The 22,642-nt window shown below is 66.5% G+C and carries 16 protein-coding genes; 7 read left to right on the top strand and 9 right to left on the bottom strand.

The genetic code is table 11. From position 1 onward, the window contains the following. Positions 1-75: 75 nt before the first annotated feature. The 3 genes from Spa11_RS18380 to nadB all read right to left on the bottom strand — a co-directional run bounded on the left by Spa11_RS18380 (position 76) and on the right by nadB (position 5,856). Positions 76-2,889, bottom strand: coding sequence for a Gldg family protein (locus tag Spa11_RS18380; protein WP_145114974.1), 2,814 nt, complete (start codon positions 2,887-2,889; stop codon positions 76-78). A 257-nt stretch (positions 2,890-3,146) separates the two neighbouring features. Further along, positions 3,147-3,896 carry an ABC transporter ATP-binding protein gene (locus Spa11_RS18375; protein ID WP_391503327.1) on the bottom strand — a complete coding sequence of 250 codons (750 nt, stop codon included), beginning with the start codon at positions 3,894-3,896 and terminating at the stop codon, positions 3,147-3,149. 256 nt (positions 3,897-4,152) lie between these two features. Further along, positions 4,153-5,856, bottom strand: coding sequence for an L-aspartate oxidase (gene nadB / locus Spa11_RS18370; protein WP_145114970.1), 1,704 nt, complete (start codon positions 5,854-5,856; stop codon positions 4,153-4,155). Positions 5,857-6,094: 238 nt separating this feature from the next. Here nadB and Spa11_RS18365 point away from each other — a divergent pair, with 238 nt between their 5' ends. Continuing rightward, positions 6,095-7,255, top strand: coding sequence for a hypothetical protein (locus Spa11_RS18365; protein WP_145114967.1), 1,161 nt, complete (start codon positions 6,095-6,097; stop codon positions 7,253-7,255). Here the strand turns inward: Spa11_RS18365 and Spa11_RS18360 are convergent. Then, a complete protein-coding gene (locus tag Spa11_RS18360) occupies positions 7,208-10,897 on the bottom strand; it encodes a hypothetical protein (protein WP_145114964.1) in 3,690 nt (1,229 codons plus the stop codon). The two genes, Spa11_RS18365 and Spa11_RS18360, sit on opposite strands and share 48 nt — an antisense overlap. A 484-nt stretch (positions 10,898-11,381) precedes the next feature. On the opposite strand from Spa11_RS18360, the gene lpxK reads away from it, so the two are divergent. Beyond that, on the top strand, positions 11,382-12,455 hold the full coding sequence (lpxK, locus tag Spa11_RS18355; RefSeq protein ID WP_145114961.1) for a tetraacyldisaccharide 4'-kinase: 1,074 nt from the start codon (positions 11,382-11,384) through the stop codon (positions 12,453-12,455). Positions 12,456-12,555: 100 nt separating this feature from the next. On the opposite strand, the gene Spa11_RS18350 is transcribed toward lpxK, so the two are convergent. From Spa11_RS18350 to glgP, 5 genes are all read right to left on the bottom strand, one after another. Further along, positions 12,556-12,846, bottom strand: a complete 291-nt coding sequence (locus Spa11_RS18350) for a BON domain-containing protein (protein WP_145114958.1) — start codon at positions 12,844-12,846, stop codon at positions 12,556-12,558. Between the two features lie 281 nt (positions 12,847-13,127). Then, a complete protein-coding gene (cysC, locus tag Spa11_RS18345) occupies positions 13,128-13,793 on the bottom strand; it encodes an adenylyl-sulfate kinase (protein ID WP_145114955.1) in 666 nt (221 codons plus the stop codon). Between the two features lie 81 nt (positions 13,794-13,874). Next, entirely contained in the window at positions 13,875-14,966 is a 1,092-nt protein-coding gene (locus Spa11_RS18340) for an acyl-CoA dehydrogenase family protein (protein WP_145114952.1), read from the bottom strand. Between the two features lie 5 nt (positions 14,967-14,971). Beyond that, the gene (locus Spa11_RS23470; protein ID WP_261342270.1) at positions 14,972-15,106 is read right to left on the bottom strand and encodes a hypothetical protein; all 135 of its coding nucleotides are present in this window, start codon (positions 15,104-15,106) and stop codon (positions 14,972-14,974) included. A 21-nt stretch (positions 15,107-15,127) separates the two neighbouring features. After that, positions 15,128-17,329 carry an alpha-glucan family phosphorylase gene (gene glgP, locus Spa11_RS18335; RefSeq protein ID WP_145114949.1) on the bottom strand — a complete coding sequence of 734 codons (2,202 nt, stop codon included), beginning with the start codon at positions 17,327-17,329 and terminating at the stop codon, positions 15,128-15,130. Positions 17,330-17,773: 444 nt separating this feature from the next. On the opposite strand from glgP, the gene Spa11_RS18330 reads away from it, so the two are divergent. The 5 genes from Spa11_RS18330 (at position 17,774) to Spa11_RS18315 (ending at position 22,426) form a co-directional block, all read left to right on the top strand. Then, complete coding sequence (locus Spa11_RS18330; RefSeq protein ID WP_145114946.1) at positions 17,774-18,736, top strand: aminotransferase class IV; 963 nt, start codon at positions 17,774-17,776, stop codon at positions 18,734-18,736. A 225-nt stretch (positions 18,737-18,961) separates the two neighbouring features. Further along, complete coding sequence (gene metF, locus Spa11_RS18325; RefSeq protein ID WP_145114942.1) at positions 18,962-19,828, top strand: methylenetetrahydrofolate reductase [NAD(P)H]; 867 nt, start codon at positions 18,962-18,964, stop codon at positions 19,826-19,828. A gap of 317 nt (positions 19,829-20,145) precedes the next feature. Continuing rightward, entirely contained in the window at positions 20,146-21,657 is a 1,512-nt protein-coding gene (locus Spa11_RS18320) for a serine/threonine-protein kinase (RefSeq protein ID WP_145114938.1), read from the top strand. Positions 21,658-21,859: 202 nt separating this feature from the next. After that, positions 21,860-22,000 carry a hypothetical protein gene (locus tag Spa11_RS23075; RefSeq protein WP_197529496.1) on the top strand — a complete coding sequence of 47 codons (141 nt, stop codon included), beginning with the start codon at positions 21,860-21,862 and terminating at the stop codon, positions 21,998-22,000. A 138-nt stretch (positions 22,001-22,138) separates the two neighbouring features. Continuing rightward, positions 22,139-22,426, top strand: coding sequence for a helix-turn-helix domain-containing protein (locus tag Spa11_RS18315; RefSeq protein WP_145114935.1), 288 nt, complete (start codon positions 22,139-22,141; stop codon positions 22,424-22,426). The last annotated feature ends 216 nt before the right edge of the window (positions 22,427-22,642 follow it).

Raw genomic sequence — 22,642 nt, 5'->3', positions numbered from 1 at the left:
GAACGGCCTGCCGGCCGCTTGCGATCCCCCCTTTCACCAACATCCCCCCTATCTCCTTCAACTAATTCGATTTCGTTACTTCTTCTGCATCGCAGCGGCGGCTTCGGCGCGGCGTTCGGCGACGGACTTGCCGCCGAAGCGGAGGCGGGTCTTCGACACGCCCTCACGCTCGCTCTCGCGGCGGTGGAAGTAGACCAGCATCGCCAACAGGATGGGCAGGATCGGCGGCACTAGCACGGCGGACAGCTTGTAGAAGTCCTGCACGCCGCGGACTTGGGCGGCCAAGTCGCGTTCGCTCTGGCGGATCTGCCGATCACGCTCGGCTTGGAGCTTCGCGACACGGACCTCCGTGCTGCGGCCGTAAAGGACCTGAGCCTGTTCGACGCGTTGTCGCTTCTCTAGCGCCGAGAGGTCGGTGTTGGTCTGGATCTCGGCGATCTTCTTGGAGAACTCTTCCTGGACGCCCTGGATCTGCGCCTTGGCGTCCTCGATAAACTTCTCTCGGTTCTCAGCGGCCAAGTCGCGGTGCTTCTTGGTCGCTTCTTCGATCTTCTCGAGGATCCGATGGTTACGGGTCCGTTTGCGGACTTCGAGAAACCGATCGTCCCCCGCGAGCGAGTCGAGCGTGTTGAGCACGAAGGCGACGTTCTGGAAGTTCCACTGCACGATGGCGTCTTCCTCTTCGCCCATCTCGCGGATCGCGAAGAAGACGTCGCTGAGGGCGTCGATGTCGGAGACCACGACGGCGTTGATCGTTACCTCCTCCTTCTTCTCGGCGGCGTCGGCCTGATCCTCTTCGTCGTCGTCGGACTTCTTGTCGAGCTCATCGAGCGATAGCTGCTCGCGGTCGTCGGCAACGCCGCTCACTCGGGCCGCCATGATGTACGGCGAACCCGTCGGCCTGAATGGTAACGCCATGTTCCCCTGCGCCCTCCGCAGTTCGCTCTGCGGGACGTAGCCGGTGAGGTTGCCGGTCGTGGCGAGGGGCGTGAACTCGAGCTTCGAGCCGTCCGACTGTTCCACCGCGCCGGGGTAGAAGAACAGAAGCTGCCGTAACCCCGAAACGATCGCGTCGTCGGGGTTGAAAGGCTGCTCGGCGCCGGGCTCGCCTTCATCGACGAACACCCAAGCCGGGGTAATCGCGTCGGGGCCCGAGCCGGCGCGCGGGTAGGGGTTAAACTCTTGATAGATGACCTCGTCGCCGGCGACTTCGACGCCGAGCGTCTTCCACAACTGGTTGATGTCACCCTTGGGGGCGCCGGGCTGGCCGCCGCCAAACATGCCCATCATTCCGCCGCCTTGGGGCGGGTTGGGTTCGGCGGTGCCGACGACGTCACGCCACAATTGCGGGGCGGGGTCCTCGAAGATCGCGACCGGCTGACCACTACGGACCGCGTCAACGAAGTTGTCGAGTTCCGCAGGCCCCAGCGACGACGGCTGAACGGCTAGCAGCACGTCGAATCGCTCGGTGATCGGATTGGCCGGATCGACCTCGACCACGTCGTACTGCTTCTCGAGCTCCTCAACGATGCGGGCCTTAGGGATCGGGCCCTGCATCGTGAAACCGCCGTACAGGTTCGCGGCCGTTTTCAGCACGCCCAGCCGTTGTCGCTTCTCTTGAGCCACCGTGGTGATCGAACGAATCACCTCGTACTCGGCGGGGACGCCTTTGTCGATGAACGGGATTACGACCTTGTCGAGCCCGCAGGTGAACGCGGCGCCGAGGAAGATTTCCTGCGTCGTGCGCGAGCCGCGGTCCTTCGTGGCGACGCTACGGGCCTCGATGCCGAACCGCTTCTCGGCGAGCGTCGCCTCTTCGCTGAAGTTCTCGATCTCGTGCTTGGTGACGCGGATCTTGCCGCCCGACAGGCTCGACAGCTCGCTGAGCGTGCTGATGAGGTCACGCTTCTGGGCGGCGTACTCGGCCGGCACCTGCGGGCTGACGTAAGCGTCGATCTGGATCGGCGGCACGTCGTCGTCGGCCGACAGGTCCTTCACGAGTTGCCGGGTTTTCACCGAGAGTGAATTAAGGTTCTCGGTCGTCATGTCGAGCCGCCTGTCGTTGTTCGACAGGAACACGTTCAGCGCCCCGACGACCACCAGCAGGCTCAAGGTCCGCAGCAGGTAGTGGCCCCCCTTCGACTCGCCGTCCTCACGCCCCGCCCAGTGGCGTTTGCTGATCAGCACCATGCAAACGTAGAGCATCACCGCGGTGATGCTGACGAAGTACATAACGCTCGACAGGCTCACCACGCCGCGCTCGAAATCGGCGAACTGCTCCGACGCGCTCCATTGGCGGATGGTCTGGGCGAGCGCCGGGCTTTTGACGATCAGGTCCGCCGCGCCGAACAACGCCAGCGGGGCGTTGAAGATCGCGCCGAGGATGAAGCCGACGGTCAGGTTGCTGGTCAGAAACGACGCCACCATGCCGACCGACAGCATCGCGACGCCAACGAACCAGTAACCCAGGTACGATCCCAGGAACAAGCCGCCGTCCGGGTTGCCGAGGCCCCAGCGGAACACCAGGAAGACGCTGAACATCGAAAAGAGCAGGGCGACCGTGAAGATCGCGACCCCCGCCTTGAACTTGCCCATCACGACATCGAAGTCGGTCGCCGGCATCGTCAGCAGCAGCTCGTCCGTCCCCTGGCGCCGCTCTTCGGCCCAGATGCTCATCGTGATGGCCGGGATGAACGCCAGCAGGATGAACGGCATCCACTTCGACAACTGGTCGAGGTTCGCCAGGTTGTTGCTAAAGAATTCCGGCGGCCAGAAAGCCGCGAGCGACGTCAGCATCACGAAGACGCAGATGAAGACGTAGCCGGTCGGGTTGGAAAAGTAGCTGACGAAGTCGCGACGAAAGATCGCGTGCAGGACGGTCCAGTTCATAGGGGATCGTTCTTGCCGGTGACGATGAAAGGAAGGGGGATCGTGGGGAGGGGGGGAGATGCTGGAGCGGGTCTTAAAGGTCGAACTCAACCACTCGTTGACAAATGTCCATTGTAAAGAATCCAGTGGCTATTTCCGAGGCATTTTTGTCTGTGGCGGAAGGGGTTGAGGAGTTAGGCACTAAGGGGTTGAGGGAAGAACGTAAGTACGCTTGCGCGTCCCCTTAGCCCCTAGTCCCTCAGCCCCTAGCCCCTCCATCAAGCACTCTCCACCACGCCGGTGAGTTCGTGGAACCTCGCGTCGAGCGCCGCGGGGTCGCTGCCCAGGCCCGACGGCGCGCCGTCGAACACCACACGCCCCTCGTTGATGAAGACGACGCGGTTGCACATCGCCTCGACCTCTTGAAGGATGTGCGTCGAGAGCAGCACCGTCTTGGTCTCGCCGAGCGTGCGGATCAGCTTGCGGACCTCGCGGATCTGGTTCGGGTCGAGCCCGGCGGTCGGCTCGTCGAGGATCAGCACGTCCGGCTCGTGCAGCAGCACCTGGGCCATGCCGACCCGCTGGCGGTAACCCTTCGACAGCTTGCCGATCGGCTTGCCGATGACCGCTTCGAGCCGGCACTGATCGATGACGGCCTCCATGCGGTTCTTGAGCCGCCGCGAGTCCATCCCCCGCGCCTGGCCGAAGAACTTCAGCAGCATCCGCGGGGTCATGTCCGGGTACAGCGGCCCGTTCTCGGGCAGGTAACCCAGCCGCCGCGAGGCGTCGATCCGATCGGTTGAGGTGTTGAAGCCGGCGATCTTGGCCGTGCCCGAAGACGGGGAGAGGTACCCCGTCAACAGCTTCATCGTCGTGCTCTTTCCGGCGCCGTTGGGGCCCAGGAACGCGGCGACCTCGCCCTTGCGGATGGCGAACGTGACGTCGCGGGTGGCGGCGAAATCGCCGTAGAATTTCGATAGCCCTTCGGCTTCGATCATCGCCGTGGAGGGCGTTGCCGTGGACGGCATCGGCGCGGCCGATGGTCCGGCGCCGGCGTTTAGTGGCGTGCTCATGCGGTTGTGGTGCTCGACCGTAGTGCTCGCGTAGGAAACTTAGGGATAAGTCGCAAAGGCTAAACCGCCCTGCGGGGGCCTGTCCATCCCGTAGCGGGGTGGGACAGGCGTGCCGGAGGGCCAAAACCACTCCGACAGTGAGCCGCTCAACGCAGCCCCCTGCCGCTCGCTACGCACCCGCCTAGCAGGTGGTTCAACCGCGACCCCCAGCTCATGACGACGGCGGCGCCAACGGCGCGTCCAGGGGCGCCGTGAGCCCCGTCTCGGGCCCCTCTGGTGTGCGGCGGACGGTCACCCGGCGCCGCCAATGGTCGTCGTCCGCCACGGGGAAGTCATTCCGCAGGTGAACGCCCCGCGACTCGGTCCGCTCCGCCGCGGAGCGGATGATCAGCTCGGCGACTTGCAGCATGTTCTGCAACTCCCAACCGTCGGGCGCCGTCAGCTGCCGTGTGAGCACGTAGTGCCGCCACGCCAGGATGCTCTCGGCGGCCTCGCCGAGTCCCGCGGCGTCGCGCCAGACGCCGGCGCGGACCCACATCAGGCTCTTCAGCGAGTTGCGGATATCGGCCAAGTCGAGCGTCTCGGCCGACTTGGGGACGGGCGGATTCTCCAGCGGGATCGCGCGAAACGTGTCGGGCTCCGCCAACGCCGCTTCCGACGCCGCCGCCCCGGCGCGATGGCCGTAGACGAGGCCCTCGAGCAGGCTGTTCGACGCCAACCGATTCGCCCCGTGCAGGCCGCTCGAACTCGACTCGCCCGCCGCGAACAAGCGGGGCAGGGTGGTGGCGCCGCGCTCATCGACCCGCACGCCGCCGATCATGTAATGCGCGCCGGGACGCACGGGGATCGGGTCGGTCGCGATGTCGATGCCGAACTCAAGACACGTCTGGGCGATGCCAGGGAATCGCTTGCGGACGTGGTCGGCGTCGAGGTGCCGCAGGTCGAGATAGACGCATGGCCGCCGCGTCTTCTCCATCTGCTGGACGATCGCCCGGCTCACGATGTCGCGCGGCGCGAGTTCGGCTCGGGGATCGAACTCCGGCATAAAGCGCTTGCCGTCCGCGTCGATCAGCCACGCCCCTTCGCCGCGCATCGCCTCGGTGATCAGGCTGCGGCTCGAACCGGCGATATAAAGCACCGTCGGGTGGAACTGCATGAACTCCATGTCGGCCAGCTCGGCGCCCGCCCGATAAGCAATGGCATGCCCGTCGCCCGTCGCCACCGCCGGGTTCGTCGTCTCACGAAACAACTGCCCCGCGCCGCCCGTGGCGAGGATCGTCTGCTTCGCCCACACGAACGTCTTGCCGTGCGAGGGCCCCCACACCAGCGCGCCGCGGCACTCGGGCTCGCCCGACGACTCGCAGGGGGTCGTCAGCAGGTCGATCGTGAACGTCTTCTCCCAAACCTGCGCGCGGAGCGTCTCGCGGGCGTGGACCCACATGGCGCGCATGATCTCGCGGCCGGTGGCGTCCCCCAGGGCGTGGGCGATGCGGTTGTGGCTGTGCCCCCCTTCGCGGCCGAGGAGCAGCTCGCCGTCGTCGGCGAGGTCGAACTGCGCGCCCCAGGCCATCAGTTCGCGGATATGGCCCGGGGCCTCGCGCACCACGAGGTCCACCACAGCGGGGTCGCACAGATTGGCGCCGGCGACCAGGGTGTCGCGGACGTGGTTGTCGAAGTTGTCCTCCGGGTCGAGGACCCCCGCGATCCCCCCCTGCGCATAGGTGCTGTTCGATTCGCGGCGGTGGTCCTTGGTGACGATCAGCACCGACAGCCGCGGGTCGCACGCCATGGCCGCCCGCAGGCCGGCGATCCCCCCGCCGATGATCAAGACATCGACAAAATGGTGGGGGATCCGCTTCGGATGGAACGGCGCCAAGTAGCGGGGATTGGCGGGTTCGGTGGGGTTAGGGGCCAAAGACGTGTCCAGAAGAGGTCTAATCGTCAAAACCGGCGTGGCCAAGCCAGCCAGGCCGCTAGCGTAACTTGTAGCAGAAAATTAACACGTGCCGAAACGGGTGCCGTTGCCGTAAAGACGGACTACGATGGAGGCTCGCGTATGCCGTGCCGGAAATGGCTTGCGCAGGATGGGAACGGACAATCGAAGGCGGCGGAATATGGCTCGCGGAAGGACCAACGGATTATCGCGTCGCGTAATGCTCATCGCAGCGGTGCAACTGCTCGTCGGAGCCAGCGCCACTTCCACGCATGCGCTGAACCTCTTCCAAGTCGGCAACAGCTTCACCTTCGATTCGCTGGCGATCACCGACGTGGGGTTCTGGACAGGACCGGTTACGCCCGTTGGCACCGTCCGCATGCTTGAGACAGCGCTCGGTGAGTCGGTGAATCTCGGTTACCACGTCCGCGGCAACACGACCCTGGAGTCGATGTGGACCGATCCAACGTCTACAGGAACGTTCCGCACTAGTTACGGCTACCACCCGACGGCCCTACCCAACAACGATTGGGACTACCTCACGCTCCAGACGTTCCCCTCCCTTTCGAATCCAACCCTCTCGAATGAAGTTGCGAGAATGCAAGACTTCATCGCCTCCGCAGACCAAGGCGGCGGAGGGCAGACGAAGATCATCGTCTACGGTCCGTGGGCCGGTAAGGCAGAGTCCGCCTGGTCACAATGGAACACGCCGGTAGCCGACGATCCCGACACGCTCGCCAACTACTCGGCCTCTTATCACAACCTCCTCTACGACAAGGTCGCCGCCCTCAATCCAGGGAGAGTGCAACTCGCCAGCGCCGGCAAAGTGATCCGTGAAATCCGCGATCGCATCCTCGCTGGTGACGCGCCATTCAATAGCTCGGATGAACTCTATCGCGATGACATCCACATGAGCATGGCCGGGCGATTCGCCGCGTCTACAACGATACAGACGGTGATTCTGCGACACTCCACGGTCGGGCAACCTGTACCGCGCGACGTACCGAACTGGGACGCCGACGCCGACATCACCGACGAGCAAGCCGCATGGATCCAGCTCGTCGCCTGGGAGGTGCTGCTCGCCGACGAGCGGTCGGGCGTCCTCGCGCCGGCTGCGGGAGACTTCGATGGTAACGGCGTCATCGACGAGGGCGACTACGACGTCTGGGCGACGCACTACGGTTCAACGACCCGGCTCCTCGCCGACGGCAACGACAACGGCGTCGTTGACGCGGCCGACTACACGATCTGGCGCGACGCGTTCGCCGCAGCGGCCACATCGATTGCCGTGCCCGAGCCCGCCGCCGCGTTGCTCACCGCGATGCTTGGCGTTTCACTCGTCGCTCGCCGGCGCGTCGTCCGCGGCGTTGATGCTGCGTAGGTACCACTCGACCGAGTCCCGCAACCGGGCCGGCGTCTTCCCGCGGGCGTTCTCCCGCAAGTCGCGGAAGGAGTCCTCGGTCACCTTGCTCTTTGCGGTCGGCCCCTGGGGGCTTAGCCCAAGGCTTCGCAGCGCCCTATCGAGTTCCGCCTCGCCGTCGGCGCCGCGCTCGGCGGCCTTCTGTTTGCGTGATTGCCAGCGATCAACGAACTCGCGCAGGTCTTCTTCGGTCCAGCCGAGCTTGTCGAGCAGTTTGCGATCGACCTCTTTCTTGCGGAGCTGGTCCTCGAGACGCTGGAGCACTAGCTCTGTCTGCTCGCGCGCGTAGTCGAGGTTCGCGGCGTCGCCCCCCGACTCGGCGCCCTCGCCGGCCGCGTCGGACGTCGCGCCGCGATCGCCCAGCTCCATCGGCCCGCCCCGGCCGGCGGGGTTGCTGCTATCGCGCGCGCCTTCGCCTCGTTTGTCATCAAGCGAGTTTTGCTGATCGGAGTTTTGCTCAGCGTCGCCCGATTCTGAGGATTCGCCGCCGGGCTGTTGCCCCGACTCTCCTTCGCGACCCTCGGGGGATTGGCCTGACGGTTCGCCTGATTGCTCATCACCCGGTTGCTTGCCGCCTTGCTGTTGGTCGCCAGCGCCACTCTGCTCGCCATCGCCGTTCTGCGATTCGCGCGACTGGCTCCCCTCGCCGCGCTCGTCGCCCGACTCGCCGCCGGTGGGGGAGTCGCTCGCTTGTTCGCCCCCTTCGCGGCCCGACGTGTCGCCGGCGCCCTTATCGGCCGATTGCCCGGCGCCACGGTCGGCGGCTTGGCTCTGGCCAGCGCCGTCGGCGCCTTCGCGTGGGCCGGCGTCGCGATCGGTCGATTCACCCGGCGGGTTGTCGCCGCCCGACTCACTGGACTTTGAACTCGATTGCTCGCCGCGACGGTCCTGCTCACCGGCGCCGGGTCCGTTGTTACGATCGGGCTGCTCGCCGCCAGCGCTATCGCGAGGCTGCTGCTCGCCTTCGGCGCCGCCGCTGCCTTCGTTCCCGCGCTCGCCTTGGCGGCCGTTGGACTCGCCCAGGGTGTCTTGGTCGTCGCTGGACGGGTTGGCGTCTTGCTGTCCGCCTTCATCTTCGGAGTTGGAAGCGTCGCGCTGATCGCCAGACGTGCCTTTTTGATCGCTGGCTTGGCCTTGCTCATCCCCGGCCTGGCCTAGCTGCCCCTCCGATGGGTCTGGCTGCGACTGCTCGCCACGCGGCTGCCCGTCCTGGGCTTGGCCATCGTCCTGCGCTTGTTCAGCGTTGCTCGGCTGAGCGTCTTGAGCCGCTTGGCCGTCCTCGTTCCCGCCCTGGTTCTTCTGATCGGAGGGCGCGGGCTCGCCGTCCTGCTGTCCGCCCTGTTGGTTCTTGAGCCAGTCGAGCATCTTGTCGAACGCTGAGCCGTCGTCGCTCCCGTCGCGCGCGACGGGCTGCTCGGCGGCGCCTTCGCCTTGCGAGGACTCACTCGCCGATGGTGGCTGCGCCGGATCGCCGCTGGGCTGCTGGCCCGCCGGCTGCTGGTCGCCGTTCTGTCCGCTTTGGTCGCCGCTCTGATTGCCGCTTGGCCGCTGCTGGTTGTCGCCCGCCTCGCCCGCTTGCGAACCGCCAGCGGGCGTGTCCTCGCCTTCGTTGGGCTGCGACGTACTGCTCCCCTCGTTGCCGTCGCCCGATTGCTCCGACGAGTTCGCGCCACTCTCGTTGCCGGGACCCGTCAGGCCGCCCGGTGGGGGCTGCCCGTTCTCACCCTGCTGGTTCTCTTCCTCGCCGGCTTGTGACTTAGCCTGACCATCTTGTTGGCCATTCTCCCCGGCTTCGCCCGGCTGTTGCTGCTCGCCCTGTTGGTCTTGATTGGGCTGGGCTTGGTTCGGTTGACGCGGGCCGCCGTCTTGTTGCTGCGCGCCGTTCTGCCCCTCAGCGTTCGGATCGCCTGGCGGCTGGTCCTGTTGCGGATCGCCCCCGGCGCCGGGCTGTTGCTGCTCGTTGCGGCGGTCGCCTTGCTGGGGATTCTCCGTGGCGATGACATGCAACTGGTGGCGCCGACTCTGCGACACGTTCGGTTGCGGCGTGCGGTTGTCGGTCGCCTCGACCCAGTAGTCCATCACATCGCCCGGCCGTAGGCCGATCGCTTGCGGGACGATCTCGGTCTCGGCTTTGAAGCCGCCCTTGCCATCGCCACGCAACAAATCCCGTTCGAAAACTTGCTTGCCAGCGGCCTCACCCACCAGCCGCACCCGCTTGAGGGCGTAATCCGGATCGCGCGCTTCGATGGCGATGCGCACACGCTGGTTGAGCGCGACATCGATCGACTCTGCCTCGGGTTCACGGATCGACGCCTCTGGCGCCAAGTCCCGCAGCACTTCAACCTGGTACTGCGGCGGGTTGTTGTTCGCTTGACCGTCGGTCGAAGTGAAACGCAGGACGTAGTTGTTCGTCGACGTGGCGCCGTCGCCCTCGTGCCGCAGCGCGAGCGTTCCCTTCGCCGTCTTACCCTCGGCCGTCATGCGCACGTCGGGCCTACCGTCGGCGCCGAGGTCGATCTGTGCGGATTCGATCGGCAGGTTCGCTTCGACCGACATCGTGACGCGAGTCCCTTCGATCGCCCGCAGGTCGCCGACGCCCTCGACCTCACGCGGCTGGTAGCCCGTGTAAGGCGGGTACTCGTAGCGGACCATCACCGGCGCGATGGTCGGCGCTGTGAGCACCTCGACTTGGTAGTTCGCCGAATGCGCGTCACCCGCTTCGATGCGATAAGTGAGACCGCCTTGAAGACCTAATGCCGATGTCGCGCCGCTCCCACCGGGCAGCGACGCGCTGAACTGCATCCCGCCGCTCGAAGCCGTCATCGGCATGCGGCGCCCGACGGCCTGTCGGTCGTCGCTGGTGTAAACCAATTCGACAAGCTCATCGGCGTCGAGGCCGCTGACCTTCGCCGAAACCTCGAGCCGCTCGCCCTGGGCGAGCGTGACGGCGCCGGGCTCGACGGCGGTGATGCGGACGCGGCTCGGCGCGGCGATCTGCGACCACGGCGCCAGCACACGGCCCGCCGAAGCGAAAAAGTCTTTCGGCGAGGCGACGACATACACGCCGACCATCGCCACCAGCGCGAGCAGCCACTTCGCCGCGCGCACCAACGGCGTGTGATCGATCGGCGCGTCGCCCGCGCGGGCGAGCCGTTCGGCGGCCTGGCGTTCGAGCGCCTGCTTGATCGCCGGCGCGTCGGTCGCGCCGCGGAGTTGCAGCAGGTTGAGCAGACTGTTCTTGAGTTCGGGCGTTTCGCGCTCGAGCTCGCGCGCCGCGTAGAGCGGATTGACGCTCCGCCAAAGGTTCGGCCCCAGCCGCGTGGCGACATACAGCCCGGCGCCCGCGAGGCCGACGCCCCACAGCGCGTAGCGTTCCCAGCGGTCGAGCCCGCCGGCGACGATCCAGTGGTCCGCCACGGCCGCCACTAGCAGCACCACCAGCGCCCAAGCGATCAGCGCCACAATGCCGGTCGCCACGTCCGCCGATTTGACCGCGGTCCGAGTCTTCGCGATCCGCGAGTCCACGAACTGGTCGTAGCCCGACGGGTTGGCGGTCCCTTTCAGACTGGCAGGACTGGTCGGCGGGGTCGCGGCGTTCGCCATGCGGAGGATTATCGGCAGTTGCGGAGGGAAGAACCCTTACAGTATACGCCCCCCTCAGCCGTGGGCGGCAGCCAGCGGCGCCAAACGAGCAGCGAAACCGCTACGATCGGCCCATCAAAGTGAGCGTAGGCGAGCCGGGAGCGTCACAGGATTATGCAAGGGCTAGCAGTTCAAAGTCGGGTGTATTGAAGAAGCGTTAGCGCGATGTGTCCCCCTCCTTCTTCAGAGGGAGGGGCTAGGGGAGGGTGCTGAAGCGGGTACCAGGGTTCCAACCCCCTCCCCTAGCCCCTCCCCCGAAAGCGGAGGAGGGGGACACAACGCGCTAACGCTTCTTGGACGAAACCACTGAGCCAACAACCAACTGCTAGCCATTGCATAATCCTGGTCAGCGACCGGAGTGAAGTGGGTACCCGCCTCAACTCCGGTCGCTGACGCTCCCGGCTCGCCATCCATCGGCATAGTTTATCTAACGCATAACAGCCCCGTGCGATCCAGCGACTTCTACGACCTTGTGAGCGGCCGCCGCCGTGGACTCGGCGCTGCGGCGCTGCGCGGGTTGCTCTCGCTAGCAGAGGGGCCGTACCGCGTCGGCGTCTGGTGGCGGAACCGGCGGTACGATGCGAAGCCCGAGTTGACGCAGCGGGTCGGCGTGCCGGTGGTGAGCGTCGGCAATCTAACGCTGGGTGGGTCGGGCAAGACGCCGATGGTGAAATGGGTCTCCCGCCAGCTCCGCGCCGAGGGGGTCCGCGTCGGGCTCGTGAGTCGCGGCTACGGATCGACGGACGGCGGGCCGAACGACGAGGCCCTCGAACTCGAGCAATCGCTCCCCGACGTGCCGCACGTGCAGAACCGCGACCGCGTCGCCGCCGCGCAGTTGGCGATCGAAGAGCTGGCGTCGCAGGTGATCGTCATGGACGACGGCTTCCAGCACCGGCGGCTCGGGCGCAACCTCGACATCGTGCTGCTCGACGCCACCGAGCCCTTTGGATTCGGCCACGTCTTCCCCCGCGGCGCGCTGCGTGAGCCGGTCAGTTCACTGAAACGCGCGGACGTGATTTGCTTGACCCGTAGCGACCTCGTCTCGGCGAGCGATCGCGAAGCGATCCGCGCCCGCGCCGTGAAGATGGCGCCCGACGCACTGTGGTGCGAGTCGGTGACGCGGCCGACGGGCCTGATCGGTGTGGGCGACGCGGTCGAAACCGAGCCCGTCGAACGGCTCCGCGGCGCCCGCGTCGCGGCTTTCTGCGGCATCGGCAATCCGCTGGCGTTCCGCAAGTTGCTTGTTAATCTCGGCGCCGAGGTCGCAGCGTTCACCGAGTTCGCCGACCACCACGCTTATACGCGGTCCGACATCGAGCGGATCGAACACGAAACGTCGGCGTCAAACGCCGAATGGATCGTCTGCACGCACAAGGACCTCGTGAAGGTCGGCGTGGCAACGATAGGCGATCTACCGCTGCGAGCGCTGGCGATCGACGCCGAGGTCACCGTCGGAGCCGAAGAGCTGAAACAACTACTCGCAAGAGTCGCGAGCGAAGCGCCTGCCGACGAGTGGTAGCTGATAAACTAATTCTGATTAAACCACGGAGCCACAGAGGGCACGGAGGAAAGCACAGAGAAGAACCTCTGTGCCTCTGTGGTTAATCAAGAGCGGAACGCTAATCAAACTGCACGCTGCCGCCGTTGGGAACCGTGACTTCGATCGCGTTGTCGATCACCTCGTCTTCGACCACGCCGAGGGTGACGTGCTGGGCGAGTTGCTTCGTGTAGTACGTCGAGCACTGCCCCGCCAAGTGGATCACGCCGCGATCGACGGCGACCGCCAGATTGCGCACGCGGCTGCCGAGCCGTGAGAGGATCCGTTCGCGGATCAGTCTCTCCAGATCGACCGCCGACGCGCGGCGGGGGAGTGTAAGTCTTCGGGCAGCGGTAACTCGACGCAAGGACATGGCGCAACGCAACGGCAGGGCGTGGGGCGGACGGCGGCGGCGTGCGCGCCGTACACTCGGACAGCTAGCCTTCGGGCGGGCCTTCGGACTTCCATCCCGAAGGAGAAGCGGCCTCATCAGATGAAGCCGCCGGCAGCGGAGCGGGGCAGGGTGGGGGGGCGTCGTGTGGTGTCGAGATCGATTGCCTGCGCCCGTAAAATAGCGCGGACCGGCGCAGCTTGTCAAACGATTCCGCTGCGATCTTGTGACGCAGCGCAGGGATCGCTCGTCACATAAGTGTTTCAACTCACGACGCCGTGCCGCCGCAAAGCGTCGATCACTTCACGGGACAGTTCGTCCACCGAGGTCTGCCCCCCCGCGAGCGTTAGCTCGGGCGCGAGAGGCGGCTCGTAGGGATCGCTGATGCCGGTGAAGTGCTTGATCTCGCCGGCCCGAGCCTTCTTATAGAGCCCCTTGGGGTCGCGTTGCTCACACACCTCAAGCGGCGTATCGACAAAGACCTCAAAGAAGTCCCCCTTATCGGCGGCGCCGCCGCCGAGCGTCCGCCGGGCCATGTCGCGTTCGGATCGATAGGGGCTCACAAACGCCGTCAGCACGACGACTCCCGCGTCCACCATCAGCTTCGCCACCTCGCTGACTCGGCGCATGTTCTCGACGCGGTCCTCAGGAGCGAAGCCGAGGCCGAAGCGCTTGCCGAACTCCTCTCCGTACTGGTCTGCAAGCGCTTGCGGCGTCGCCGCGATGCCGTGGCGGAAGTTGTCGCCGTCGAGCACGTACGTCCGCACGCCCGCGGCGTGGAGCTTGGCGTCCACCGCGTTGGCGATGGTGCTCTTGCCCGACCCGGACAGCCCCGTGAACCAGACAACGGCGCCGCGATGCCCCGAGAGCTTCTCACGGTCAGCCCGGGTGACGGCTTGCTCGTGCCAGACAACGATCGGTTCGGACATGGGGGAGTGGGCAGCAGGCAGTGGGCAGGAGGGCGAGCCGGCGACGTTAGTCGTCGGTGTGAACCCGGAGTGTAGCGCAATCTACCCCACCAACCCCGCGAGTTCACACAGCCCCGCGTGCTGGACGGGCTGCGGACAGCTCCAGACGAGGAAGAACAGCGCCTCGCGGCAGAGCCGGCCGGCGGGGGCGTCGGCCAAGTAGCCGGCGCCCTTGGTGGCCGTGAGGGCCGCTTGAGAGGCCCGCAGCACGAGGCTGTTGGACCGTTGGCGCAGCGATTCGCTGCTGCACCGGGGCTCGCCCGAGGCGGCGGCGTGGAGGTCGGCGAGGACCTCGGCGTGGTCGGCGGTGAGGGCCTCCAGCGGCCCCTCAAGGTCGGGCCGCTTGGCGGCTTCTGCTCGCAACAGGGCCAAGCTGGCGGCGGCGGAGCCAAGGGCGAGCGTCGAGGTCTGCGGCCCGCCGGTCGCGGCGCCGACGCCGTGCTTCAGCACTTCGGGGATCGGCCCGGCGATGACGTACTCGTCCGGGATAACGGCGCCGTCGAACCGCACCGGGCCCGTGCGGCTGGCGGTGAGGGCGACCATCGCAAACGCCGGCGGTGTGCTGACGCCTTGGAGATTCGCCGGCGCTGCTAGCAGCACTTCGTCGGCCGTCGGCTCGCCCGCTTCGTCGAGCACCGTGGCGCCGACGACGACGTGCTCCGCCGCCTCCGCGCCGGTCACCCACGGCGCCATGCCTTCGAGCCGCCAACCGTCCGCGACGCGCGTCGCGGCGAGCAGCGGCTTCTTCAGGTGGCGGCCGCTCGTGGTGAGGTGCGAGATCCCGACCGTGGCGAACGACTTGCCCGACACGAGGTCCGGCAGCAGCCGCTCTTTGAGCGCGTCGTTATCACCCACCGCGATCCGCCGGCAGGCGCCGGTGCGTTGGGTGATGATGAACGTCGTGGTGAGGCACGCCTCGCTGAGCGCGAGGTAGCCGCGTGTGACGTCGGGATCGCTCCACTTCTGCCCGCCCAAGTGGTTCTCGAGGAACCACTCGAACACACCCGCCTCGCCGCAGAGCCGCATCGACTCGGCGGGCCAGGCCTGTGAGCGATCGACTTCGGCGGCGCGCGAACGCAACTCGTCGCAGAGCTCGGTGAGCGCGTCGTCGTCGGGTGAAGTGATGCGGGGCATGGGGTTTAGCGTAGCACCCGTGTCGGCACGACGCGACTCGCGCCGTCGATTGTGTTCACGCTCGAAAAGACTTGAGCCGCGCCCGTTAGGAAGCGGAGCCGCGTCGATGGCGACTCCGCTTCCTGACGGGCGCGGCTCAAGATGAGTCGGTCGATTAGCTCTTACCGCATCCCCATCTCGCTCGACATGCCGCCCGCGGCGGGCAGGTAGCAGTGCGTCACGTAGTCCTGCACCATGCGGTGGGCGCTGAAGCGGGCGGCGAGGGTCGCGATCGAGTTGACCATCCGCGTGATCCACTCGTGCGGCAGACCGTCGGCGTCACGCTCGTAGAAGCAGGGGATCACCTCGTCGCTGAGCACCCGGAACAGGTTCTCGGCGTCGCGCGTGTCGGTGATGTCGGTGTTGACGTGCTGCTGGCCTAGGCCGATGGAGAAGCCGTTCTTGCCGTTGTAGGCCTCGGCCCACCAGCCGTCCAAGATCGAGCAGTTGAGGCCGCCGTTGAGCACGACCTTCATACCGCTGGTGCCGGAGGCTTCGAGCGGGCGACGCGGGTTGTTAAGCCACACGTCGACGCCTTGCACCATGTGACGGGCGACGTTCAGGTCGTAGTCTTCGATGAAGACGACACGTCCCGAGAACCGCGAGTCCTTGCGCAGGTTGGCGATCCGCTGGATGAACTTCTTGCCGGGCTCGTCGGCGGGGTGCGCCTTGCCGGCGAAGATGAACTGCACCGGGCGGTTCGTGTCGTTGATCAGCTCGGCGATCGCGTCGAGCTGACGCAGGAACAAGTCGGCACGCTTATAAGTCGCGAAGCGACGCGCAAAGCCGATCGTCAAAGCCGCCGGGTCGAGCGCCAGCCGCGCCGCGTCGACCGAGGCTTCGTCCTCGCTGCGACGACGTGCCTGACGGCTGAGCCGACGGCGGACGAAGTCGAGGCACCGGCTCTTCAGCGCGTGGTGCGTCTCCCACAGCTCGCCCGGATCGACTTGGTAGATGCGCTGCCAAGTCTCGGGGTCGAACATCCGCCGTTGCCAATCGACGCCGAGGTAGCGGTCGTACATCTGCCGCATCGGCAGCGCGAGCCAGGTCGGGACGTGGACGCCGTTGGTGATGTGGCCGATGGGCACCTCTTCCTCGACACGCCAGGGCCAAAGGTTGGCCCACATGCGGCGCGAGACGACGCCGTGCAACGAGCTCACTGCGTTGGCGCGGCGTGAGAGCTTCAGACCGATGACGGTCATGCAGAACGACTCTTCGCCGTTCTGCGGCTCGACGCGTCCCAGACCCATCAGCTGCTCGTGCGAGATGCCGAGCTTATCGCGGGTCGGGCCGAGGTGCTCCTCGATGAGGCCGGCGTCGAAGCGGTCGTGGCCCGCCGGGACCGGGGTGTGCGTCGTGAAGACGGTCTGCTGGGCGACTTCACGCAGGGCGTCGTCGAACGACAGGCCGTCGTACTCCATCCGCTCGTGGATGACCTCTAGCGGCGCGAACGCGCTGTGGCCCTCGTTGAGGTGATACGCGCCCGGCGTGATGCCGAGGGCCTTGAGCGCCTTGACGCCGCCGATGCCGAGAACGAGTTCCTGGCGGATACGCGTGCGGGTGTCGCCGCCGTACAGCCGGCTGGTGAGCTCGCGGTCTTGCGGGCTATTGCCCTCGACGTCGCAGTCGAGCAGGTAGAGGCTGATGCGGCCGACGTGCATGAGCCACACCTTGGCGCACAGCGCGCCGTTGCGGGTGTCGATCTGCACGGTGATCGGCTTGCCGTCCGGGCCCGTGGCGGGCTCCATCGGCTGAACGGCGACCTTGGTGTCGACGTACTCTTCCTGCTGATAGCCTTCGCCGTCGAGGTGCTGACGGAAGTAGCCTTGGTCGTAGAACAAGCCGATAGCGATCAGCGGGATGCCCAGACCGCTGGCCGACTTGATGTGGTCGCCCGACAGCACGCCGAGGCCGCCGGAGTAGATCGGCACCGACTCGTGGATGCCGAACTCGGCGGAGAAGTAGGCGACGGGCTTTGATCCGAGGACGCCCGCCTCGCGAGCGCCCCAGGTGTGCTCGGTCTTAGTGAGGTAGTCGTGCAGGCGGCGATGGGCCTGGTTGATGCGGGTGATCATCGCCATCTCGCTGGCCCGCTCGGCGACCTGCTCGGGAGTCATCTCCGAGAGCAGGGCGATCGGGTTATGGTCCAGCTGGCGCCACCGCACCGGGTCGAGGTCGCGGAACAGCTGGCCGACTTCGGGCTTCCAGCTCCACCACAGGTTGCGCGCGATCGTCGTCAACTTGTGGTAGAGGGCCTGAGGCGTGACTTCGGTCCAGTTCTCGCGGGCGGCGGAGGCGAGGGGAGCGGCTTCGACTTTGCTCATATTCAGCTGCCTTCTTAATGGGTGTTCAGCTGTCGGACGACGCGGCGGGGCTCGGCTCGGGGTAGCGACTCAAGTTGTCGGCCCCTTCACAAGCGGTCGCCGTCCGGGGCGGGGACCGGAGTATAGCGGAAATCGCCGGGGCACTTTCCAGTCCTAAATCGTTGTAGGAAGAAAAGGGACGGGGGGCGAGGGACGGGGCAAAACGGAGGGGTACGCTTGCGCTTCCCCCGTCCCTAGACCCTCGTCCCTCCCCGTGTCGCCTACCGTAATGGGGGGGCGACAGTAGAATGCGGTTTCGGCACGCGGCTGCCCGCTGACGCAACGAAATTGCCCGTTTCGTCGGGAGCCTCTGCGCAGATTGCCGATCTTGCCACGCGAGCCGCCCCGCCTACCACGTCCCACCGCCGCGTCGCCACAACGACGCGCCTTGAAGAGGATTTCCGCATGTCTGTCGCCAGCTCGGTGACCGTCCGCTCGACCGCCAACATCGATGGCGTCGTCACGCCGCTGGAAGACGCCCGCATCCCGGTGCTCGACCGAGGGTTCTTATACGGCGACTCGGTCTACGAGGTCTTCCGAACCTACGACGGCGTGCCGCTGTTTTGGCGCGAGCACTTCGAGCGGATGGAGAACTCGGCCCGGCTGATCCACATGCCGATCACGCAGAGCCGCGACGAACTGATGGCCGAGATCCGCCGTGCCGTGGCCGCGGCGGGCGGCGGCGACTCGGCCGACGGCTCGGGCGAGGTTTATGTCCGCTGGCACGTCTCACGTGGCGTCGGGCCGGTGGACCTCTACCCGGACCCGAACCTCAAGACGAGCTACATGATCCTCGTGAAGGGCGTCCCGGTCTGGAAGCAGGAGCACCGAGAGGTCGGCATGAAACTGGCGGTCACCACCGTCCGCCGCAACGCCGACAACGCCCTCAGCCCCAACATTAAGAGCGGCAACTACCTGAACAACATCCTCGGCCTCGCCGAGGCCGTGGAACTGGGCGCCGACGATTGCCTGATGCTCAACGCCACCGGCTACGCCACCGAAGCGAGCAACAGCAACACGTTTTTTGTGATTGATGGTCGCGTCGTCACGCCGGCGGACTCGGACGGCAACCTCCGCGGCATCACGGGGGCGGCGCTGCGGAAGATCGGCGCGAAGGCGGGCTGGCCCGTGCACGAAGAGCACGTGTCGGTCGAGGACCTGGCCCGCGTCGAAGAGGCGTTCGTCACCAGCGCCACGCGCGAGGTGATGCCGGTTGCCGCCATACGACTGCCTGGCAGTACCGGGGCCGACGGCAATTGGCGTGAGCTCCCACCCGGCGGCGGCCCGACGACCCGCAAGATCGCCCAGGCGTACAAGGATTATGTCGCCGAGTACGTGGCGGAGAACGCGGCGGCTCGGTTGTGGTGAGGGGGCTGTCGGCTGTCGGCTGTCGGCTGTCGGCTGTCGGCTTATACTGACGCGGGCTTGGATGCGGTCATAGCATCGACACGATGCTGTGGGAGGGGTCTCCAGACCCCGATGACGCGCACCATGCCGTTTCGCGATGGATACCGTAATCGGGGTCTGGAGACCCCTCCCACAGATGTAAAACATCCGGCTTAACAAGCTGACAGCCGATAGCCCCTGTACTTCATGCGTCTTCCTGATATCTACGCCGCGAACAAGTTCGCCCTCTCGTTTGAGCTCTTCCCCCCCAAGACCGAGGCGGGGGTGGAGGCTCTGTTCGGGCACGCCCAGACGCTGGTGGGCTTCAAGCCGGCTTACATCACTTGCACGTATGGGGCGGGCGGCTCGACCCAGGACCGGACGCTCGAGATCGCCGCGCGGGTGCGCAAGGAGTTCGGCCTGCCGGTGGCGACACACCTCACGTGCGTCGGCCGGACGGCGGATCAGGTCCGCGACTACCTACGCCGCGCACTCGAGGCGGATGTGACCAACGTCGTCGCGCTGCGGGGTGATCCGCCGGCGGGCGAGAAGGTCTTCACTGTTACCGAAGGCGGCTATCGTTACGCCAACGAGCTGGTCGAAATGATCCACGCCGACTTCCCATCGATGGGCGTCGCGGTGGGCGGCTACCCCGAGGTGCACCAAGAGGCGCCGTCCCCGGAGGCGGACCTCGATAACCTCAAGAAGAAGATCGACGCCGGCGCGCACGCGATCATCACGCAGCTGTTCTATAACAACGAGGACTTTTATCGTTTCCGCGACAAGTGCGAGGCCGCCGGCATCCGTGTGCCGCTGATCCCGGGCCTGCTGCCGGTGACGAACGTCTCGCAGATCAAGCGGATCGCTTCACTGTGCGGCGCGAAGTTGCCGCAGGAGTTCCTGTCGCAACTGGAAGCCTGCGGTGAAGATGCCACCGCCCAGTTCGAGGTCGGCGTCGAGCAAGCGACGGCGCAAACGCAGGGCCTCGTGGATGCGGGCGTCCCGGGGATTCACTACTACGTGTTGAACAAGTCGGAAGCGGCGAGCCGGGTTCTGACGAACGTGACGTTGTAGAGGCTAGAGGACCGCGCGCGGTTGCATCCCAGCGATGTCGAAGCCGTCGCCTTTGTTCCCCTCCCTTTTTAGGGAGGTCATGTCTCAGGAAAGCGGGGGGAGGGTGAAACGCGTCCAAACATGGGTGCGGACTGTGTGCTAATTCTGCTTGGACCGTACTCGACAAGTTCGCGACATGGTTACGGAGAACTAAGACCCTCCCCTAACCCCTCCCTAAAAGGAGGGGGACAAAGGCGGGCGCTTTGCTTCCGATAAGTTTCCAACGTCGTCCCCTAGTCCCTCGCCCCTCAACCCCTAACCCCCGGGCGTAAGCCCCCGTGGACGACCTCACCGGCCATCGCCTTAACGATTACCAACTGCTGCGGCAGCTGGGGCGTGGGGCTATGGCGGCGGTTTATTTAGCGGAGCAGCAGTCGCTGGCCCGTCGGGTCGCGGTGAAGGTCTTGGCGGCCGAGTTGTGCCGCGATCAGGCGTACGTCGATCGCTTTCAGCACGAGGCCCGCTCGGCGGCGTCGCTGTCGCACCCGGGGATCGTGCAGGTCTACGAGGTCGGCTCGGCCGAGGCCGAGGGGGTCCGCCGCCACTATATCGCCCAGGAGTACGTCCCCGGCGGCACACTGGGACGCGAGATGCAGCGCCACGGCCTGCTGAGCCCGGGGCGGATGCTCGAGGTGCTCTGGCAGGTCGGTTCGGCGCTGGCGGCGGCGTCGGAGCGCGGCCTGGTGCATCGCGACATCAAGCCCGACAACCTGATGCTCGACCGCTCGGGCGCCGTGAAGGTCGCGGACTTCGGCCTTGCCAGACTCGTCGAGACCGACGGCCCGCGGATGACGCAGGTCGGCGTCGCGATGGGGACTCCGCTCTACATGAGCCCCGAGCAGATCGAAGGGCGCGAGGTCGATCCGCGGAGCGACCTCTACTCGCTTGGCGTGACGGCGTACCAGCTGCTGACGGGCGACCCGCCGTTCAAGGGCGACACGCCGCTGTCGGTCGCGGTGCAGCACCTCAACAACCCGCCCGAGCCCGTCGCCAGCCGACGCCCCGAGACGCCCGCAGCGCTGGCGGTGGTGATCGACCGGCTGATCGCCAAGAAGCCCGCCGATCGCTACCAGAACGCCGCCGAGCTGCTAGAGGCCCTCGCCGAGGCGGCCCGCATCGGGCAGTCGGAGGGCTGGGTCGCCCAGTCGGGTGGGCTTAGCTCGACGATCACCGGCGCGGGCTTCGCCAGCGCCTGGACGCCGCGCACCAGCGACGACGCGGCGGCGCTGGAACAGCTGACCAAGGCGATGCAGAGCGAGTCCCAGCGAGAGGCCGTCAGACGCTCCCGGTGGCGTCGTGTGGCGGCCGCGCTGCTGGTGGGGCTTTGTGTCGGCGGGGCGGTCGGAGGGGTGGTGGCGCCCCGTACGTTGCTCCAATCGGGCGTGAACGTCCCTCAGTACGACGACGTCAAGACGCAGCTCTTCCACGCCAAAATGGCCGACACGCCCGACGCCTGGCGGGCGGTGCTCGACAAGTTCCCCGAGGCCGACTCGACGTACCACCGCTTCGCCCTGCGGGGGCTGGCGCTGTGCCTCCTGCGGCGGGACGACCTGCGTGGCGCGGCCCAGGCGCTCGAGTCGCTGCCGCCGTCGGGGGACCTAGGGAGCGGCCCGGACCTCGTTGTGGCCGCGGCTCGGGTCGTCGTCTACGAACGGCTCGGCGAACGCGACCAAGCCCGCACCGCGGGCGCTACTCTCTCCGCCGCTTCTCAGGCGGAACTCGACCTGCTCCGCCAGTCGGCGCCGGAACTCATCGACGGGGCCGACGCGGCCCGCCAGCGGCTGCGGTGATTCGGGGCGGGGGGTCGCCTGGCTCCGCTTTTCTGACGGGGCTTCCTGACAGGCGCGGCTCGAGCGCCGTCGGCGTTGCCAACTTTTCTGGTAGGCATGAATAGCGCACAAAACGGCGCCTTTTTTGGTGGAAATTGGCCACTGCCTTTGCTACATTCGCGTCTGCGTGGAGTGATCAAAAGTTCACTATCTGGAGGCGGCCATGCGGGGACCAGGCATGCGGGGAATCGGGCGAGCGGTGGTGGCGTTGGGGGACGCGGACTGGGACTTCTTCTTGCTGGACGACGAGGAGACGTACCCCGAACCGGGGGATTTTTGGATGGAGCCCACAGCGGACGACTAGGGCGTCGGGAGGCTTAACGGCGTCGGGGGAGGACGTCGGGCAATTTGGCGAGGGAGGCCGGGGGGGAGGTGACGCTGGTGGTTTGAGGTTTGTCGTTCGTCTTTTTCGTAGGAGCCATTTTCGTAGGAGGAGGGGGTCGTGCTGACGATCGAGCAGGTGGTGGAGGTGAAGCGGTTGTTGGACGAGGGGCGCCTGTCGCGGCGGGGGATCGCTCGGGCGGTGGGGGTCAGCCGGGGGACGGTCGACAAGATCGCCAACGGCAAGCGAGGGCTGGTCGGAATACCGCCCGCGGAGGACCTGTTGGAGCGTTCGGCAATCGCCCAGCGCTGCCCGGGGTGTGGCGGGAGGGTTTTCATGCCGTGCGTCTATTGCGAGGCGGTCGCCCACCGCGGGGCGGTGGCGGGCGTTGAATCAAGGGCGGCGTAGCCCGCGCCATTTAGCCCCCGGTCAATGACCGGGGGCTAAGTGGGATGACCTTCGCGAAGTGGACCAAGTGGACCCAGTGGACAAGTAGAGAGGGACCCAATGAAACGCATGCGTAATCGGAGTGGACGGCCCAACCGGCAAGGCCGGCCTCACGCCGCGACGGCGTCCTGGAGAGAATCCCGCGCCGTGACGCCGGTTCGTCACGCATGCTTGGGC

It is taken from the genome of Botrimarina mediterranea, assembly GCF_007753265.1.
In the GTDB taxonomy this organism is placed as follows: domain Bacteria; phylum Planctomycetota; class Planctomycetia; order Pirellulales; family Lacipirellulaceae; genus Botrimarina; species Botrimarina mediterranea.
This window is presented reverse-complemented; position numbering and strand designations above follow the sequence as displayed.